The organism is Bradyrhizobium sp. WYCCWR15520, assembly GCF_056174665.1.
The window spans coordinates 102341-118909 of the sequence record NZ_JBWBWM010000024.1; the positions used below are offsets into that span (position 1 = coordinate 102341).

The window sequence follows — 16569 nt, forward strand, 5'->3', positions numbered from 1 at the left end:
TGACCGCGGGCACAACGGAGGCAAGTAATACACGACTTCAAGAATCTACACTGTTTGGAGGTTCGCGATGAACCACTCAATTTATAGCGCAGATCGAACAACCCACATGAAAATCGTGGTCGCTGCACTGGTAGCAGGCATCGGGGTAGCAGGCTTTGCAATAGCCGTGCGCATCAACACTGACAACGGATATTCCCAGACTGCTCAGGTCAGCAAAATCAAGGCACGTCATCAAGACGGAAAATTTGCAGTTGCATTGCGAACACCTTGACTGTTTCGAGACGGCCGGGAGCATTATCTTGGTGTGCAGGGAACAGCTGCTGAACTTGCTGCATCGGATCTGATACGTATGTCGCGTCATCCAGCGAACGTGAAGAGCATGGTTGACCTCCCTTCCCTGTCCCTTAATCTCGCGGTAGCGCTTGGCATCGGACTTTTGATCGGCGCCGAGCGCGAGCGCCGCAAAGGGGAAGGACCTGCCCGCCGGCCGGCGGGAATACGCACATTCTCGGTGGTCTCGCTGGTCGGGGCAACCAGCGAAATAGTTGGCGGCGCTCTTGTGTTGGCAGTCACGGTTGCAGGCGTGGCCGCGCTGGCTGCCATTGCCTATTTCAGATCCCGCGACGAGGATCCAGGCCTCACCACCGAAATTGCCCTGATCCTGACCACACTGCTCGGCGGTCTCTCGGTGCAACAGCCGGCACTGGCAGCCGGCATCGCCGCGGCCCTTGCCGTCCTGCTCGCAGCGCGCGCCCCGCTGCATCATTTTGTCCGTTCGGTACTGACCGAGGGAGAGGTAAGAGACGCTTTGATCTTCGCCGGCGCGACATTGGTGGTTCTGCCATTGCTTCCCAAAGACCTGACGTCACGATCGCTGGCAAAAGCTCGAATTTGTGCAGCCACATCAACTCGGGATATGAGGAAAAGTCCGAAACTTTCGTCAGATTGGTAGCCTCGTTCTGCCGATAGAAAATCCAGCTTACGTGACTATAAACAAACCCTTTGTGGCTTGGCGAATGCACATCTTTCTCAGTATCGGAGTGAAGATGGTGATGTCGATGTTTCGCGGCCCACCAAAGGACACTTTTCTGGGAGCTGCTTTGCGCGAGGAATGCAAGGATGAACTGAAATGCCCGGCTCGTTGAGTAAGCGCGATGCGAGAAGTACCGGTGATACCCGGCGGTGATGGCGAACATGCGCAACCAATATAGTACGACGCACAGCGCAATCGCTGGCCATGAGACGCCCGACCAGATCGCCATGAAGCATCCGGCATGGATCATTAGAAATAGGAGGACCTGCGGGTAGACAATGTCGTCGTGTTCCTGACCTGGATCAATATCGGTAGACACTCTTGCAACCTCGTTGTTTCAGTGCCGGACTGTCGCGCTGGTAGGACGGCTCACGCGCTGGCTGGCAGCCTTAACGGGGTAGTAAAAAACAACCCCGCGGCCGGTAAACCGGTCACGGGGCGAAACCAAAGGCTCTGCCAGTACATCCGTGGTCAAAGCAGCATGGCATCGATTGCGAGCTTACGCCGCGCGCAGATTCTCTGCGGCAAACTTGCCGGTCCGGCGGTCTGCAACGACCTCGAAAGAAACCTTCTGTCCCTCGTCGAGGGTGCTCATGCCAGCGCGTTCAACCGCGCTGATATGAACGAAGACATCTTGGCTTCCTTGGTCTGGCTGAATGAAGCCGAAGCCTTTTTGGCCGTTAAACCACTTCACAGTTCCCGTGCTCATGGGTGATCGTCCTTTAGGATAGGTGTTTGGAGCCGCGCTCAAGCGCGCAGCAAGCTGATTCGAGGTCTGGAGGGAGGGTCGTCAGTCAGGCGCGCTCTAAGCGGCGAGGCCAAGTCGTTCGGCCGAAACTCGATAAACCTTAGATGGCTATTGCTCGTTCGTTCCGCAAGTGGCCTTGGCGAGGGACGGCCTCGCAATGCACTATCGACGCCATCTCAGTGATGCCGTCGGGGAACGGCGCCCTGTGCTTACAAGCACGTCTTCAATGAAGGCGCCAGGATTCTTACCCGCAACTCCATCCGTTTCGCCGACGGCGTTATGCGTTCAATTCGACTTCATCAATGGACAGTAGCCGACGCGTTTGGGGCAGAAAACGATTAGACTCAACTCTTGATATCGGCCGACCAGGTCTTCTCGATTAGCTTTATCACGGCGTCAGGCATCGGAACGTAGTCGAGTTCCTCGGCCGTCTTGGAGCCCTTCGCGAATGCCCATCTGAAGAACTTGATGGCCTCCGCGGAGGCGGTTTTGTCAGGCGGTTCCTTGCGCATCAGGATGAAGGTCGATGCGGTAACGGGCCACGATTTCTCTCCAGGCTGATCAGTGAGGACGAGATAATACCCCGGGGCGTTGGCCCAGTTGGCATTCGAGGCAGCAGCTTGGAAGGACTCCATGTTCGGCTGCACGATCGCGCCAGCCTTATTGACCATCGCGGTATAGGTCATCTTGTTCTGCTTGGCATAGGCGTACTCCACATAGCCGATCGAATTCTTCGTCTGGCCCACGTTCCCGGAGACGCCTTCGTTACCCTTAGCGCCGACGCCGACCGGCCACTCAACCGCGGTGCCCTCCCCGACCTTGGATTTCCAGTCCGCGCTAACCTTGGACAGGTAGTTGGTGAAATTGAAGGTCGTGCCTGAACCATCAGAACGGCGCACAACAGTGATCGCTTCGTTCGGCAACTTCACATTAGGATTGAGCTTTTTGATCGCCGGATCGTTCCACTTGGTGACTTTGCCGAGATAGATGTTGGCCAGCGCTTCACCGTCGAATACAAGCTCACCAGGCTTTACAGACTCGAGATTGACCACGGGAACGATTGCCCCCATCACCATCGGCCATTGGATCAGCCCATCCTTCTCGAGCTGCTCGACCTTTAGTGGCATGTCGGTGGCGCCAAATGTAATGGTCTTGGCTTGGACCTGCTTAATGCCACCGCCCGAGCCGATCGACTGGTAGTTCAGATTGTTTCCGGTCTCCTTGTGATAGGCGTCAGCCCATTTGGAATACAGCGGAAAGGGGAACGTGGCGCCTGCACCGGTGACATTGGCCGCGAGCGCCGACGTTGCTGCGGCAACGAAGCTGGCACCGAGGAGCGTTTTCACGAAATTCATCACTAGGCTCCATCTCCGACAGCCGCGGACTTCAATCCGTTCGAGGCACTGAAATCAGATCGGAAATTTGAAAGGGCAACATTGATTTGCATCAACCTGTTCTAGGTAGTGCCACCGTCATGAAACTCGCGGGTATCGTTTGAACTCGGCGGTCCAATCCGCTGCCGACGCCACAATGGTCTATGATGTAACGTGAACTTCCACGGACATCTCGGCTAAAGCACTGCGGCTACCGAAGAAGCTTCCAGATACCGGGATCGTCTGCCGGATATCGCGCGCGACTGCGACCGGGATCAGATTGAAGCCGCCGACGCTGCGATTTGTCGGGTCGAAAGTGATCCAACCGGCGCCTGGTAGGAAGACCTCTGCCCACGCATGAGTTGATCCTGCATCGCTGGAGCCCACGCTCTGCTGATTCGGACTGTAAAGATAGCCGGAAACGATCCTGGCGCCGAAGCCGAGAATGCGAGCTGCTTCTGTGAAGAGCACCGCGAAATCCCGGCATGAGCCCCAGCCGCGATTTAGCGTTTCTGCGGGCGATTGAGTACCCTCGTCCTCACGGCTTTGATACCGCACGGCTTGGGAAACGCCGATACTCAGGTTTTTGAGCAGCGATAGCGTGTCAGTCTGGGCTCCTTGAACGAGCATTTGTGCCCAGTTTCGCAGGACCCCGGCTTCAGCCGCAAACTGCGGGACAGTTAACGCGCCTAGATCGGTCCAATCGTCATCAGAATAGCGGAATGGGTAAGACATGGCTGAAACGCGATGTCGAACACCGGCCATGCTGCCGCGTCGAGCTGAAGCTCTGCGACACTGGCAATAACAAGATTAGAAGCCGCCGCCTGAAAAGTAGCCGTCGCGATCGCGTTGCCAAATACATCATGCGCCCAAAGACCGCATGCGGCGTCACAGTCACCTCACTGGAAATCAAACGGAGCTCGCGACTTTCCCGCGGACGAAGCATCAAGCGGTGCGGCAACAAGCGCACGCTTTCATTGAATCGATAAGTCGTGGTGTGGAGAATATTCAGTGTTATCAACGAAAGCTCCATCTACAACAACGCCCGACCAAGGTTCCTGCGATGAATCCGTCTGAGAGCTAGACCGAATTAACGTACTGTGGCGTTCTGGCTTACGCCCGATCTCATCGCCGGTTATCAGTACGAACTTGTCGAGCGGTCACATCGCATGTCTCCAACGCGCTTGAAATCATGCATGGCCATTTGGGGACGGCGTCCCCATATCAGAACTCAATCCACTAACTTGCCAAAAGGCGCGGTGTCCACCGGATAAGCGCACCTGGAGTATACTCGGTGATTGCCGTCAGTTCGACCGGTTCTGCGGAGTTGCCCGCAATCCGCCTCGTAGCAATTCAACCAACACACGCCTTGTGTATCCGGCAACCCGTTTCCTTGGTTCAGGAGGTCAGCCAGCGAGGCGACGTCATTGGCAAGTCCGGTGTCTGCATCCCGCGACTTAATGCTCGCTGCGGTCCCGAGCCTTCGTGCTTTCGCAATTTCATTGTGCCGAAATATCGACCGGGCCCGACGACCTGGTGCAGGAGACCCTACTGCGCGCTTTCTCACATTGACTCGTTTCAGCCAGGCACAAACATGTCGGCGTGGCTTTTTACGATTCTACGCAATCATTTTAGGTCGGAATATCGTAAGCAACGGCGGGAGGTCGAAGACGTCGACGGCAGCTTTGCCGAAAAGCTGGAATCACAACCCAGTCAAATCAGCCATCTAGAATTCCAGGAACTCCGTGATGCGCTCGCAAAGCTCCCGATCGATCAGCGCGAAGCGCTAACCTTGGTTGGTGTGTCCGGATATTCGTATCAAGAGGCAGCAAAAGTTTGCCACTGCGCCGTCGGGACGATTAAGAGCCGGGTGAACCGCGCTCGCTCTCGGCTTTCGCAGCTCTTGTTACTCGAAAACACCCACTTCAAAACACCGATTCAATACCGGAGTTCGGGGCATCCTCGCGCACGGATTGCACTTGAGCGGATCAGTGGTTTTGGCGCGCTTGAATGAGCCGCTCATCATCATGGGAGCGATGAACCAGGCCAGTGGCAGTGAAAACACGAAGCTGCCAAATTAGTGCGGCGGCTTTACCTCGCCTGCCCGCCAGCCGACCGCATCCGTCTTCATTGGATCCACGGCGAAAGATACAACTTCTGTGCGTTCGCATGTCGAGCATTCAAAAGTGCGCTCCTCGAATCCACGTTTGCCCGGAGATATGCGCGCCAACGCCATCCGGTGCTTACATACCGGACACATAGGCCGCGTGTTTAGAGATCCAGTCATCTCTTTACCACCCAAGCCAGATGATACGCGTTCCGGAACAGGAATCTTAGCCGCCCCGGTTGCGCGCGGGTCGAGCGCGAACCGCACGGTGAAACGCGCGCCTTGCCCAGGATGATTTGCGCCCCAAATCGCCTGACCACCAATTTGATTGACCAGAGATGAAACGATCTTCATCCCGAGACCGTTCGATTTCGTTGGATCAAACCCTCTCGGAAAGCCGGGACCATCGTCAGAGACCGAAAGTTCGTAGCCTCCCGCATTCATGCCCAGCCTTATTGTAATCTTTCCATGGGCATGTTTGGCGGAGTTCGTAACAAGCTCACTGACAATGTATCCCAGCGGTACTCCGATCGTGGTCGGCACTTCCAGCGCAATCCCTTCAACTGTAAGATTACGCTCGCGATGCTCGCCCGGAAGGATCCCGCTCAGGTCGTGGCAGAGGTTCTCAAGATAGTTTTTAAGCTCGACACTTCCGACGTGATCAAGAGCGTGAAGACGTTTATGTACGCTGCCTATTGTGGCGACGCGATTTGCGGCGATTTTTAATTGCTCGGCTGCCTTCGCGTTCCGCGTTTCACGGCTTTGCAATGAAAGCAAGCTTGCAACCATTTGAAGGCCATTCATCAGTCTATGGTCAGACTCACGGCCCATAAGATCTTTGTGCTTAATTAATTCCTCTTTCTGATCTAACAGCACTTGTTCGCGCGCGAGAGCGTCTCGTAATTGGGCTTCTGTGTGATTTAGCCTTTCGATTTCCTTCTGCCCCGCCTCAATCGCAATGCAAAATGCGCGTGGGCAATCTTGGGGCCGTTGAAATGCCGCTGCTTGAACTAAAGTTTGTTGCCGAGACGTGGGTGCGTCACTCATGGTCTACTCCAAAAGCAACAGTCGTGGTGAACCCGGTATTCCACCCCGGGGCCAAGTAGGAGGGCTAATCCGCCGGCTGGAGACCCGGTCTTCGTAGCCATTCGCTTATGTTCAGGCCGATTTCGGCCTGCCGGGCTTTACGTATCAGTTCCTGGCGCTTCGCGCCTGTCGGAAGCCATTTTGGCTGCCTCACGCAACCGCTTCCTCTTCGGCAAGGCGCTCGTCGAGGGACTTTGTCTGCTTAAAGCGGCACCGCTTCTTCATGGCACTCCCCGCGGATACCTTACGAGGCAGAGATCACCTTTGCGGTATGTGCGATACCGTAGTTAAATTGCGCAAGGGACGTTTTGATTCAGATCAACTGGCTCTTTGATGGGCAGTACTGCACCAGCTCCAGCAGAAATCGAGCGACGGGGCGCTAGGACGTGATCTCATCGGTCCACACCTTAAAACTGACCGGGGTATTGGGTCCAAACGTCTGGGTAATCGGGACGTCAGCAGCGTCACGCCCTTGAGCAATCAGTATACGTCCAATTCGTGGGATGTTGTTACGCGGATCGAACGTGTACCAACGCCCGCCAATGTAGGCTTCGAACCAACCAGCGAAATCGCCTGGGGCGAATGGCGGTGGCATGCCGATGTCGCCTAGATAGCCGGTGCAGTATCTTGCCGGAACGTTCATGCAGCGGCAGAATGTAATGGCCAGGTAGTCGCGACAAACGCCCTTGCCTCGTTGAACACATCCCGTGCCGTCTTGGTTGCACGCGCGTGCTCATAGCCAAATTGAATATGATTGTGAACAAAATCGCAGACCGCCTGAATGCGCCTCCATCCGGGCGGCTCCTTCTCAAAGAGCTTCCAGGCGACATCGGACAGCTGGTCGGTTTCGCAATAGCGACTGCCAAGGAGATATACGATCGTCTCTGCCGGCAAGTCCTGGACCGCGTGTTGGGAAGCCGAGGGCGCAATGATGTCCGGCAAGCCTGTGTCGCGAATTATGCCGTCAGCCGCCAGGCGTATCCGACCAGTTGGAGCAACGATGCGGCTGCACCAATTACCGAAGCCATCACGGTATGGGACGATCGCAACTGAGGGGTCAGTTGTTAGATAATCGGGTACGATAACATCCGAAGCGCGAGTAAAATGTGCACCCAGTACCATGATCATGGGTGTGGGCTGCGGAAAGTCGTAGATTATTTCATAGCCGACCCGAATCTTCACCTGAGTCCTCCAATCGCAATTAAATCGGCTCGTTGGCTTCCGCACCGTGATGCTTACGGTATGCTCATGGACGCAGGAACGCGCGGGCCCCAACGTCCCCCAGCACTAGAGGCCGGCACCACGGCGCCAAATGACAACGCCCAAGAAAGAACACAACCAGCCGCTGAAAATCACCCAATTCTGGGTATTTTGTCGGTGCTGTTGCCTTTTAAAAAGCATCAGACGATCGAGAATGATCAACGAACCAGAATACAAGTACCTGTCTCTTCGCAATCAATCGTCGACCGTCGCCCTCCAGCAACTCCGATACGCCGTAATTTCCGCGGAATACGGAAGCTTTCGCCGGGCTGCCGAGGTCCTGCTTATGCGACAGTCGACGCTGAGCCGTTGCATTCGTCAACTCGAAGAATCCATCGGCGTGACCGTGTTCGAGCGATCGAGTGGCGGCGTATGTACGACGACGGCTGGACGAAACTTCCTCCGAACGGCGCGATCTATCCTCGAACAAATGGATGCGCTCGTTACGTCCGCGCGCTACGACGGCCGCGGAGAGGCCGGTAGGCTGGCTGTGGGTTTTTATACGTCTCTGTCCGCCGGCAACTTGCGGGCGACGTTGGTTGATTTCAGGCAGCGGTGCCCGCAAGTCGAACTTCGCATGGTTGAAAGATCCCGGATGCGCTTGGTGACCGCATTATGCAATGGCGCAATTGACGTTGTCATTGCAACGGATGCGGGGCCTCTTTTTGAAAGTAAGGTCGTGCCGCTGTGGAGCGAACGCATTTTGGTTGCCCTGCCAGAGGGTCATCAACTCGCTACCAGGAAATCGATCTACTGGACCGATCTCCGGGATGAGACGGTTCTTCTAAGCCAGTATGATCCGGGACGAGAACTCGAAGATCTCTTGATGGCCAAGCTCGTTTCGACAGCAGATCGTCCCAAAATCGAGCGCCATGACGTTAGTAGAGGCATCATCAAGACCCTCATCACCATAGGCTTGGGTGTCAGCCTGGTCGCAGAATCCGACATCGGCGTCAATTTTGCTGGCCTCACCTATCGAGAGGTACGTGACGGCACAGGGCCGAGCCAAGTTCACTATTCAGCGCACTGGCGCAAGGATAACGATAATCCGGCGCTCGCAAATTTTCTCAAACTGTTGAGCGAACGCTATCCCTTGCCCTGCGCAGGCTGACTCTTGCGGCGCACTTTCGCAAAAGCTCGATCGGTCGCCATGAACCGCGCCAGCATCGGCGCGACCAGTTTTGCTGGATCCGTTATTGACTGTCCGGTCTCACGGGCGAGCAGGTCGGCGTAAACGGCGAGGTCCCGATGAACATTTGCTGGCAAATCCACAGTAAGCTTGACAGGCTTGTCATCGGCAATGGCGCCGAGCTTTAACTTGGCCATTTCTTCTCTCACACTCTGTACGGTTCAAGGACCAAGTCGCGATTGACGATCACCCGCACCGGGAAACCCGGTCGAATAGTCAGGGTAGGCTGCATGCTGAGGTTACGCCGAACGATCTCTTGGCCGGTCTGATTAATAGAGTCCCCTGCCCCACGGCGAAGCGCCTGGAGGACGGCACTGTCACCGTTGCCGGCGCCAGCGCCGAGTTCGGCCCCGACGCTAAGCAAGGTTGACAGCAGCGCCGCCTTGAATAGCTCGCCCCAATGATGATCGACCTCGTCCTGAAGCCCAGCATATCCCGCTGTGTCGGCCCCCGGCTGGCGCTCAAGGATGATCGATCGGCCGTTCGGCAGAATCAAGCGTGTCCAGACCAAGAGGGCGCGCGACTGGCCGTAGGCGATCTGGCTGTCGTAGATTCCGATGAGTCGCGCTCCCTGCGGAATTAGCAGCGAGCGACCCGTCGGCGAATCAAAGATGGGTTCGGTCACCTGCGCGATGATCTGCCCCGGCAGATCGGAGCGAAGACCCGTGATGAGCGCCGCGGGAATCACGGACCCGGCCTGCACGACGTAAGGCGAAGCCGGCTTCGTCACACGATCGGGGCTCGTGGTCCGGCGATCTATCGAGGCGTTGACGAAGGCGAGCTTGCGATCCTGTCCGTTCTGAGCATAGGCCTCATCGGGCGATGACACGGCATTCGGGCTAGGCTCGGCGGGAGTGGTTGCCGCGGATGGCCGAACATTCGTTGACGTAAAAACCTTGCTGATGCGCGCGGCCTCGCTTTCCTGGTTCATTCGCTGCTGCTCGGCATCGACCGCAAGCGGTCCTGATTGAGCTTGAGCCGCAACGATGGGACGACCGAGATCGCCAGGCAGTGGCGGTCCGAGGCGAGGCACGTCGCGCGGAGTACCCGTATAGTCGCGTGGCAGTCCGGCCAGGCCATCGGCCACGTTGTGGTGATCGGTACTGTAGAGTTCTTCGGATGCAGGTACGCGTGTACGATTGTTCTGCAAGGCCCAGAGGACGGCTGCAGAGACCAGAAGGAGCGCCAATGCCGTTCCGCTAGCCAAAACCTTTCGTGATAGACGCGTAACAGGAGGGCGTTCCGGGCGGAGCCGCAAAGAATTCTTCGGCGCGGTCGAATGAGGGCTGCCGACATTCGTTTCGGTGCCGGTCATTAAGTCCTCCCGTCGCTTCTAATGATCCGGACCCTTTGCTGAGTGTCGCCACCAAGCCGCAGCTCCGCCGCGGCAAACAGCCGATCGACGATCAGCACATTACGATAGGTTCGGTAATTGACGATTTCAGGCTTGCCGTCCGGACCGATGACAAATAGGGGCGGCATCTCGCCTTGAACGATTCCTTGTGAGAATTCCACATAGACCTTGCGGCCATCGTCATAGGCACCGACCGGCCGCCAGGGTGGATTGTCACCCTCGAGGGTGTAGCGATAGCGCCGCTGAGAGGGGTCGGGAAGAACTGGCGTTGGCGGAACGGCCTGAGCACGCGCCGTCCGATCATCCGGATAGAACCAGGCCACCGAAGGCATATAGGGCTTCTCACGCGATCGTAGCTCGATCAGATAGGTGCGCCGGTCAGTGTTGACCACGAGATTGGTCTCGATGGAAGGCCGTGTCGGCTTGACCATGATATGGACGCGTCTGGTATCGCCACTTCCGCTTTCGGTATCGCCGATAACCCAGCGCACGGTGTCGCCGGCCGACACCGGACCTGAACCCGTGAGCTGCTCACCGGGCTCGAGCGCAATATCGGTAATCTGTCCGGGGGCAGCGTAAATCTGATAGAGGGCACCAGGGCTAAACGGAAACACCTGCACGGCGTTGAAGTAGCCCTGCTTCCGGGGTTCAACGCGCGCGGCATCATTCGCCGTCTCAATCCGGGCAACCGGCTCTTCGGCCTCCTTCGCTCCTCTCTTACCTCCCTTGGCTGGGGTCCAGGACGGCGGAACGTGCAGTGACCGTGGACGATCCTCCACCAATGATGGTGGATTGGGATGCGGCGGCGGGGCATCGGCGTCGTAGCTGATCTGCGGGGGTTTGAAAGCGGTGCAGCCGCTGAGCGTAACGACGCAAACGAGCAACATCGGACACACGATGTCGCCCAGACGCGAGCTAGCAATTTTGGTCATCGGCCCGTTCACTGCCCGACCTCCTTCGACCAGTTGATGGCATTGACATAGACCCCAAGCGGATTCTTGCGCAGACGATCGGCATCGCGCGGGGTTTCGATCACGATGGTAAGAATGGTGGTCCAGCGCTCGGTAGCGGCCAACTGACCGTTGTCATAGCGGCGCTCGATCCACGCGACGCGAAAGCTCTCCGGCGAAGCGCGGATGACGCTCGATATTTCGACGGCAATCTGCACCTTACCGAGATTGGCAAAGGGATCGTTGACCCGAGCATGGTTATTGAGAGCCACAGCGCCGCGGTCCGTGGTAAAGTCATAGGCTCGCAGCCAGTCCTGACGCAGCACGACGGCGTCGGCCGGAAGTCCGCGCACGTCTTCGATGAAGCGTGCCAAATGGAAGGCGATCTGCGGATCGGTCGGCTGATAGAAGGGATTGGCGGGGCTGACGGTCTGTGCCTGACCAAGACGATCAACTTCTACGACCCAGGGCGTAACGGTGCCTTGGGTTGACTGCAAGACAAGACCGGATGCGAGTCCCGCCGACACGATCAGCGAGCCAAAAGCCATCAGCCGCCAGTTTCTCGCCTGCACGCGTGCCGAACCAATGCGGTCGTCCCAAACTTGGGCCGCTTTCTGATAGGGCGTTATGGGCGCCGGCGTGCGGCCATAGTGAACGGATGGTCGCTTGAACATCACTGCTTTCCTTCGGAGAGATCGACGGAGGCGCCTCCTCCATTGTGATCGGCAGAGCGGATGGCGTTAGTGGCGGCGGACGCCCCCTGACGCATGGTCTGCATGCGCTTCATGCGGCTGGCCCATCTGGATTGAGTGTCCGCAGAAGAGCTCGCAGGGGGCTGGGCCACGCCGGCTTCACCGGCCGCAGCACTGTCGGTTGATGCCGAGCTACTACCAGCACTTGTCGCGGCGCGACGAAGTGGGCTCGTCATGGCGGACGTGCCGGACACACCACTCGCCCGAAACGCACCGCTGCCCGCTAGCGCCGCAGTTCCACGTGCGGCTCCCGCGAGGGCACCAGCGCTGCCTGCAGCAAGACCCGCACCAGCCATCACGACCCCGCCAGCAGCTAACCCCGCGCCGACGGCGGCTCCGGCGCCGAGCTGTGGGCCACCGGACACGATGCCGTTAGCGATGCCGGGCCCAAAGATTCCCAGAGCCAGCAACGCCAATGCTGCGAGCACGAGGGCCATGGCATCTTCAATGCTGATCTGTGCGCCATTCGAGCCTGCGGTAAATTGGGAAAACAGTGTCGAGCCGATGCCGACGATGACGGCGAGCACCATGACCTTGACGCCTGACGAGATGACATTGCCGAGCACGCGTTCGGCGGCGAAGGCCGTCTTCCCGAACAACCCAAAGGGGATCAGGACGAAGCCCGCGAGCGTCGTCAGCTTGAATTCAATCAGGGTGACAAAGAGCTGGACTGCCAAAATGAAGAAGGCGAGCAGCACCACTACCCAGGCGAACAGCAGCACCACGATCTGGATGAAATTCTCGAAGAAGCTGACATAGCCCATCAGTCCCGAGATCGAGTCCAGGATCGGCCGCCCGGCATCGATACCGACCTGTGCAATCCGGCCCGGGCGCAGGAATTCAGCCGAGGACAGTCCTGTGCCAGAGGCCTTGAGACCGAGACCGGCAAAACTTTCAAAAACGATGCGGGCGAGATTGTTCCAGTTGCCGATCAGGTAAGCGAAGACGCCGACAAACAGCGTCTTCTTCACAAGCCGAGCGATAATGTCATCGTCCGTGCCCCAAGCCCAGAACAGGGCGGCGAGCGTGATATCGATTGCGGCCAGCGTGGTCGCGAGGAAGCCGACTTCGCTGCCGAGCAGCCCGAAGCCGCTGTCGATATAGCGGGTAAACGTTTCCAGAAATCGGTCAATGACGCCGGTGCCGCCCATCGAATTCACTCGCGTTCTTGTGTTGCAACGGGCGGCCAGCCTTGGGGAAGACGATCGAGATTCTTGGGCTGCGCCAACGCCGGCGTCGGACTTCTCGATTGATCATCGGCGGGAGTAACGGATGACGTCTTCTTTGATCCCAGGAAGCGCCGGCGGGTCTCTGCCCAAATCAGACGGCATTCCTGGAGTTCGGCCGCCTGCTCGGAGGTGACCTTCCGGCAGTGTTCGAGTTTCGCACCAAGCGGATTGGTTGCGCGGGATGCTGACGATCCCGCTGGTGGACCGTCACTGGCGCCGCGAAGCTGGATTGTGCAGGCCGCGACAACCAGCACGGAGACGACCGCTGCCGTGGTGACAAACATCCCCCGCTTGAATCCACCACGTTCGCTCATTGATGAAACATCCGAACTATTGAAGGCTGATAGCCTCGACCGGGTGCGAGAAAGCGACGAAGCTGCTCCCTGCCCTGATCTTGAGCGACGGTACGCAGGGCAGTTTCGAAATTTTGCGCACGTCCCTGCGCGGCAACCGCAGCAGTCAAGTCGGCGAGCTGCTGGGCCTGCAGACCAAGGAGCTGATTTCCGGCCTGACTGGCCTGCAGCGCGCCGGTTGCGCCCTGGCTTGAGCTGACGAGGGCCGACATCTCTTTGCGGTGGGTGTCGAGATTGCCGACTACGGTCGCCTGAACACGCAAAGCATCCTGCAAACCCGCCACAGAATTCTGCCAGCGTGTTTGCGCATTTGTCATCAGCGCTTGATCTGTTTCGTTCGTCGAGGCCGGCGCATAGGTCGTCGAGAACGCTCGATCGATCTGCTTGATATCGTAGGCAATGCGCTGGCCTGGGCGAGAAGCTGTTGGGTTCGCTGGATCGACTGTTCGAGCTGCTGCAGAGAGGAATACGGCAGGCTGGCGAGATTCTTGGCCTGGTTGATCAGCATCTGCGCCTGGTTCTGCAGCGAGGTGACCTGGTTGTTAATCTGCTGCAGCTCACGTGCGGCCGTGAGCACGTTTTGTGCGTAATTATTGGGATCGAATACGATCAGTTGGGCGGACGTCGGCGAAGCGGCAAATACGGTCGCAATGGCGAGCGCACTCGCTGCTGAGAGATGACGGCGACGCGTCATGACAAACCTTCTTGCTTGATGAGACCGGGAATGAGATCGGCCGCCCAAGCCAGTCCACGCGCGGCGAGCCATCCGGTGACAAAACCGTCGCGGCCATGTTCGGCTAGCACGCGCTCAATCATTGCCTGATCGGACTTTGATGAAGCCGCCGTGAAGGCGAGCGCGAATTCCTCAAGGCCCAGCTCGAACAGGCGATTGCCGCGCCGTGACTGACAGTAGTAGTCGCGTTTAGGCGTGGCGCGCGCGAGGATCTCGATTTGCCGGTCGTTGAGACCGAAGCGCCGATAGATAGCCGTGATTCGCGGCTCGATTGCCCGCTCGTTCGGTAGGAACAGCCGCGTCGGGCAACTCTCGATGATGGCAGGTGCAATCGCGGAGCCGTCGATATCCGAGAGCGACTGGGTGGCGAAGATGACGGAGGCATTCTTCTTGCGCAGCGTCTTCAACCATTCGCGGATCTGGCCGGCAAACCCTTCGTCATCGAGCGCGAGCCAACCTTCGTCGATAATGAGTAGCGTCGGCCTGCCGTCGAGCTGCCCCTCGATCCTATGAAACAGATAGGATAGGACCGCCGGCGCGACGCCGGTGCCGATCAGCCCCTCAGTTTCAAACACCTGAACCGGAGTGGCGCCCAATCGCTCGGCTTCGGCATCGAGCAACCGTCCAAAGGCGCCACCAAGGCAGTAGGGTTGAAGGGCCCTTTTCAGGTTCTGGGACTGCAGCAGCACGGATAAACCGGTCAGCGTCCGTTCGCCAATGGGCGCCGAAGCCAACGAAGACAGCGCCGACCAAAGCTGCTCCTTGGCTTCAGGCGTCATATCGATCGTTTCGCGGGCGAGAATGGCTGCGATCCATTCCGCGGCCCAGCCGCGCTCGGCCGCATCGTCGATCATGGCTAGCGGCTGCAGGGCCACCGGTTCGGCGGCGCTATCGGACAGCGCGCCGCGGAGATCGTGCCAATCGCCCTTCATCGCAAGCGCCGCGGCCCTGATCGACCCGCCGAAGTCGAAGGCAAAGACCTGGGAGCCCGCATACCGCCGGAACTGCAGCGCCATCAGCGCAAGCAGCACCGACTTGCCCGCACCGGTCGGGCCGACCACCAGCGTATGCCCGACGTCCCCGACGTGGAGGGAGAAGCGGAACGGCGTTGATCCCTCCGTCCGTGCAAAGAACAGCGGCGGCGCACCGAGATGCGCGTCCCTCGCCGGCCCGGCCCAAACCGCGGACAGAGGAATCATATGGGCGATGTTCAGGGTCGAAACCGGCGGCTGGCGGACGTTGGCATAGACGTGGCCGGGCAACGACCCCAACCAGGCATCGACGGCGTTGACGGTTTCCACCATGCAGGTGAAGTCGCGCCCCTGAATCACCTTCTCGACCAGGCGCAACCGTTCATTCGCGGTCCGCGGGTTATCATCCCAGACCGTGATCGTGGCGGTGACAAACGCTTCTCCAATCAGATCTGAGCCGAGCTCCTGCAACGCGGCGTCGGCATCGATAGCCTTGTTATTGGCATCGGTGTCGATCAGAGACGAAGCTTCGTTAGTCATCACCTCCTTGAGGATTGCGGCAACGGATTTCCGCTTGGCGAACCATTGCCGCCTGATCCTGGTCAGGAGCTTCGTTGCGTCTCCCTTGTCGAGCATGATCGCCCGGGTCGACCAACGATAGGGGAAGGCAAGCCGATTGAGATCGTCCAAAATCCCCGGCGTGGTCGCGGTCGGGAACCCGACAATCGTGAGCACGCGCAGATGCACAGTCCCTAGCATAGGCTCGAGCCCGCCCGTCAGCGGCTGATCCGCCAACAACGTGTCGAGATACATCGGAATCTCGGGGACACGGACGCGGTGGAGCCTGGTCGAGACGCAGGCATGCAGGTAGGTCAGGGTCTCGCCGTCATCGAGCCACTGGCACTCCGGCATGAACCCTTCGACCAATTGCAGCACGCGGTCGGTCCGGTCGGCAAAGCCGCGCAGCGCTTCGTGGGCGTCGGCGGCCTGCCCGTGCTCCCGTCCCTCATAGAGGAAGCGTTCGGCGCGCGCCGCATCCTCCGCCGGCGGCAGATACAGGAAGGTAAGGAAATAAGCTGACTCGTAATGCGATCCCTCTTCCTCGAATTGGGCTCGACGCTCGGCATCGACCAGGGCCGATGCCACGTCCGGACAGCTAGTCGGGGGATAGGCGTTTGATGGATATCTCTGTGCCTCCACAAACACCGCCCAGCCGGATCCAAGTCGTCGCAAGGCGTTATTGAGGCGGCCGGCAACCGCAACAAGCTCCGCTGGAACGGAAGAATCAAGATCGGGCCCCCGAAAGCGCGCGGTCCTTTGAAACGATCCGTCCTTGTTAAGAACGATGCCTTCGTCGACCAGTGCGGCCCATGGCAGGAAATCCGCAAGGCGCGTGGTCGAACGGCGATATTCGGAAAGATTCATCATTGC

The 16569-nt window shown here is 58.5% G+C and carries 13 protein-coding genes and 5 pseudogenes; 4 read left to right on the forward strand and 14 right to left on the reverse strand.

What is annotated here, in order from left to right:
- The first annotated feature begins 67 nt into the window (after window positions 1–67).
- Together AC0QUY_RS26440 and AC0QUY_RS26445 are read left to right on the forward strand one after the other, a co-directional pair.
- Window positions 68–271: a hypothetical protein gene (locus AC0QUY_RS26440; protein WP_475389148.1), complete on the forward strand. Its 204-nt coding sequence runs from the start codon at window positions 68–70 to the stop codon at window positions 269–271.
- 108 nt (window positions 272–379) lie between these two features.
- Complete coding sequence (locus AC0QUY_RS26445) at window positions 380–952, forward strand: MgtC/SapB family protein (protein ID WP_475389175.1); 573 nt, start codon at window positions 380–382, stop codon at window positions 950–952.
- Here AC0QUY_RS26445 and AC0QUY_RS26450 read toward each other — a convergent pair.
- The 4 genes and pseudogenes from AC0QUY_RS26450 to AC0QUY_RS26465 form a co-directional block, all read right to left on the reverse strand.
- Window positions 855–1283, reverse strand: a pseudogene (locus tag AC0QUY_RS26450) (fatty acid desaturase); the annotation flags it as partial. The gene AC0QUY_RS26445 and the pseudogene AC0QUY_RS26450 overlap by 98 nt on opposite strands.
- 249 nt (window positions 1284–1532) lie before the next feature.
- Window positions 1533–1742: a cold-shock protein gene (locus AC0QUY_RS26455; protein WP_475389149.1), complete on the reverse strand. Its 210-nt coding sequence runs from the start codon at window positions 1740–1742 to the stop codon at window positions 1533–1535.
- Between the two features lie 383 nt (window positions 1743–2125).
- Window positions 2126–3136 carry a phosphate ABC transporter substrate-binding protein PstS gene (gene pstS, locus AC0QUY_RS26460; RefSeq protein ID WP_475389176.1) on the reverse strand — a complete coding sequence of 337 codons (1011 nt, stop codon included), beginning with the start codon at window positions 3134–3136 and terminating at the stop codon, window positions 2126–2128.
- A gap of 180 nt (window positions 3137–3316) precedes the next feature.
- Window positions 3317–4175 (reverse strand): annotated as a pseudogene (locus AC0QUY_RS26465) (transglutaminase family protein).
- Between the two features lie 439 nt (window positions 4176–4614).
- Here AC0QUY_RS26465 and AC0QUY_RS26470 point away from each other — a divergent pair.
- Window positions 4615–5168 (forward strand): annotated as a pseudogene (locus AC0QUY_RS26470) (sigma-70 family RNA polymerase sigma factor).
- Between the two features lie 63 nt (window positions 5169–5231).
- Here the strand turns inward: AC0QUY_RS26470 and AC0QUY_RS26475 are convergent.
- Window positions 5232–6308 (reverse strand): sensor histidine kinase, encoded by a 1077-nt coding sequence (locus AC0QUY_RS26475; protein WP_475389150.1) that lies wholly within the window; start codon window positions 6306–6308, stop codon window positions 5232–5234.
- Between the two features lie 418 nt (window positions 6309–6726).
- Window positions 6727–7529: pseudogene (locus tag AC0QUY_RS26480) on the reverse strand (transglutaminase-like domain-containing protein).
- A gap of 232 nt (window positions 7530–7761) precedes the next feature.
- On the opposite strand from AC0QUY_RS26480, the gene AC0QUY_RS26485 reads away from it, so the two are divergent.
- Window positions 7762–8718: a LysR family transcriptional regulator gene (locus AC0QUY_RS26485; RefSeq protein WP_475389151.1), complete on the forward strand. Its 957-nt coding sequence runs from the start codon at window positions 7762–7764 to the stop codon at window positions 8716–8718.
- On the opposite strand, the gene AC0QUY_RS26490 is transcribed toward AC0QUY_RS26485, so the two are convergent.
- The 8 genes and pseudogenes from AC0QUY_RS26490 to trbE all read right to left on the reverse strand — a co-directional run bounded on the left by AC0QUY_RS26490 (window position 8694) and on the right by trbE (window position 16566).
- Entirely contained in the window at window positions 8694–8933 is a 240-nt protein-coding gene (locus AC0QUY_RS26490; RefSeq protein ID WP_475389152.1) for a DUF2274 domain-containing protein, read from the reverse strand. The two genes, AC0QUY_RS26485 and AC0QUY_RS26490, sit on opposite strands and share 25 nt — an antisense overlap.
- An 8-nt stretch (window positions 8934–8941) precedes the next feature.
- The gene (locus AC0QUY_RS26495) at window positions 8942–10111 is read right to left on the reverse strand and encodes a TraB/TrbI/VirB10 family type IV secretion system protein (protein ID WP_475389153.1); all 1170 of its coding nucleotides are present in this window, start codon (window positions 10109–10111) and stop codon (window positions 8942–8944) included.
- Window positions 10111–11082: a P-type conjugative transfer protein TrbG gene (gene trbG / locus AC0QUY_RS26500; protein WP_475389177.1), complete on the reverse strand. Its 972-nt coding sequence runs from the start codon at window positions 11080–11082 to the stop codon at window positions 10111–10113. Before trbG ends, AC0QUY_RS26495 begins: the two co-directional genes overlap by 1 nt.
- An 8-nt stretch (window positions 11083–11090) precedes the next feature.
- Window positions 11091–11774, reverse strand: coding sequence for a conjugal transfer protein TrbF (gene trbF / locus AC0QUY_RS26505; protein WP_475389154.1), 684 nt, complete (start codon window positions 11772–11774; stop codon window positions 11091–11093).
- Window positions 11774–13003: a P-type conjugative transfer protein TrbL gene (gene trbL / locus AC0QUY_RS26510; RefSeq protein ID WP_475389179.1), complete on the reverse strand. Its 1230-nt coding sequence runs from the start codon at window positions 13001–13003 to the stop codon at window positions 11774–11776. The genes trbF and trbL overlap by 1 nt, the downstream gene beginning before the upstream one ends.
- Before the next feature lie 5 nt (window positions 13004–13008).
- Complete coding sequence (gene trbK-alt / locus AC0QUY_RS26515) at window positions 13009–13395, reverse strand: putative entry exclusion protein TrbK-alt (RefSeq protein ID WP_475389155.1); 387 nt, start codon at window positions 13393–13395, stop codon at window positions 13009–13011.
- Window positions 13392–14128: pseudogene (gene trbJ / locus AC0QUY_RS26520) on the reverse strand (P-type conjugative transfer protein TrbJ). Before trbJ ends, trbK-alt begins: the two are co-directional and overlap by 4 nt.
- A complete protein-coding gene (gene trbE, locus AC0QUY_RS26525) occupies window positions 14125–16566 on the reverse strand; it encodes a conjugal transfer protein TrbE (RefSeq protein ID WP_475389156.1) in 2442 nt (813 codons plus the stop codon). Before trbE ends, trbJ begins: the two are co-directional and overlap by 4 nt.
- Window positions 16567–16569 lie beyond the last annotated feature (3 nt).

What these genes read in the sequence shown, in the direction of transcription:
- AC0QUY_RS26440 (WP_475389148.1), top strand. Translation starts at nt 68, where the DNA reads ATGAACCACTCAATTTATAGCGCAGATCGAACAACCCACATGAAAATC.
- AC0QUY_RS26445 (WP_475389175.1), top strand. Translation starts at nt 380, where the DNA reads ATGGTTGACCTCCCTTCCCTGTCCCTTAATCTCGCGGTAGCGCTTGGC.
- AC0QUY_RS26455 (WP_475389149.1), bottom strand. Translation starts at nt 1,742, where the DNA reads ATGAGCACGGGAACTGTGAAGTGGTTTAACGGCCAAAAAGGCTTCGGC.
- pstS (WP_475389176.1), bottom strand. Translation starts at nt 3,136, where the DNA reads ATGAATTTCGTGAAAACGCTCCTCGGTGCCAGCTTCGTTGCCGCAGCA.
- AC0QUY_RS26475 (WP_475389150.1), bottom strand. Translation starts at nt 6,308, where the DNA reads ATGAGTGACGCACCCACGTCTCGGCAACAAACTTTAGTTCAAGCAGCG.
- AC0QUY_RS26485 (WP_475389151.1), top strand. Translation starts at nt 7,762, where the DNA reads ATGATCAACGAACCAGAATACAAGTACCTGTCTCTTCGCAATCAATCG.
- AC0QUY_RS26490 (WP_475389152.1), bottom strand. Translation starts at nt 8,933, where the DNA reads ATGGCCAAGTTAAAGCTCGGCGCCATTGCCGATGACAAGCCTGTCAAG.
- AC0QUY_RS26495 (WP_475389153.1), bottom strand. Translation starts at nt 10,111, where the DNA reads ATGACCGGCACCGAAACGAATGTCGGCAGCCCTCATTCGACCGCGCCG.
- trbG (WP_475389177.1), bottom strand. Translation starts at nt 11,082, where the DNA reads ATGACCAAAATTGCTAGCTCGCGTCTGGGCGACATCGTGTGTCCGATG.
- trbF (WP_475389154.1), bottom strand. Translation starts at nt 11,774, where the DNA reads ATGTTCAAGCGACCATCCGTTCACTATGGCCGCACGCCGGCGCCCATA.
- trbL (WP_475389179.1), bottom strand. Translation starts at nt 13,003, where the DNA reads ATGGGCGGCACCGGCGTCATTGACCGATTTCTGGAAACGTTTACCCGC.
- trbK-alt (WP_475389155.1), bottom strand. Translation starts at nt 13,395, where the DNA reads ATGAGCGAACGTGGTGGATTCAAGCGGGGGATGTTTGTCACCACGGCA.
- trbE (WP_475389156.1), bottom strand. Translation starts at nt 16,566, where the DNA reads ATGATGAATCTTTCCGAATATCGCCGTTCGACCACGCGCCTTGCGGAT.